Here is a 1,102-nt window from a genome sequence, read left to right as displayed (position 1 = left end):
GCCAAGTCGACGGCCACGGTAGTAGCATGCATGTCGGACTCCTTTCGTTTGAAGACCTGATCCCCACGCCAATGAAGACCAGTGCGCCAATCTCGCGCAAACAAACGGGGGAGTCCATCCCATCATTGCAGCGGACCTGCGCCAGCTGCGCTGGCTGGTCCGCTGAATTCAAACGTTATGCATCACACACGGATTCCATATGTCCTACATCACATTAACACCCGACAACATTAAGTCTGAACATATCTGCTGTGCCTTCTCGGATAAGAAATGTGCCGAGAGCTACGCCTCGAAGAAGGAATGGTTGGCGCGTGAATTCGACAATGGCTACGTCTTCCGCCGTCTGGATGAACGGGCCAAAGTGTTTATCGAGTATGGGCCCGCCGAGAACGCCTGGATGCCCGTCATTGCCCCTGAATACATGGCACTCGGTTGCTTTTGGGTGTCCGGGCAATACAAGGGACAGGGACATGGCAAAGCCTTGTTGCAGTTGGCTATCGACGATGCCAGAAAGAACGAGAAACATGGCATCGTTACGGTGGTAGGAACAAAAAAGTACCACTTCATGAGCGACACAAACTGGCTTCTCAGACAGGGCTTTGAGGTAGTTGATACAACCCCCGCCGGATTCAGTTTGCTGGCGCTTTCTTTAGGTAAGTCCAAGACACTTCCGCAATTCAACGAATTCGCCCGTAGCGGTCAATGCCCTCACAAGAAGGGCTTGGTTGCTTACTACTCGAACCGTTGCCCCTATTCCGAATACCATGTTGGTTCTTCATTGGTAGAAACGGCAAAGAAACGAAAGCTGGCGCTGAAAGTCGTCAAGTTGGAAACCTTGGAGCAAGCTCAATCCTCCCCGACGCCTGCAACAATTTTCAGCCTTTTCATCGACGGAAGGTTTGTCACCACCGACCTAAGCGTGTGCATGGACAGTCGGTTTGACAAGGTTGTCCAAGGCAAATGATGCATAACCCATCATATATGGACTCCCCCGCAACAGCAAGAGCCTGACCGATTGGGGACCAGCGGGTAAAGCACCTGCAGTCGTATATCCGGCATCTGTTGTGGGATCGTGAATGTCCCGTGCCGACATGGAATCTGC

At 52.3% G+C, this 1,102-nt stretch carries 1 protein-coding gene; it reads left to right on the top strand.

Going from position 1 to position 1,102, the window contains the following annotated elements:
- Window positions 1-199 precede the first annotated feature (199 nt).
- Window positions 200-964, top strand: a complete 765-nt coding sequence (locus ACYZGB_RS22780; RefSeq protein WP_462391266.1) for a GNAT family N-acetyltransferase — start codon at window positions 200-202, stop codon at window positions 962-964.
- Window positions 965-1,102: the final 138 nt, after the last annotated feature.

The organism is Acidovorax sp. Q11, from assembly GCF_054950075.1.
Note: the sequence above shows the minus strand (reverse complement) of the source record. Positions and strands in the feature narration are given on the sequence as shown.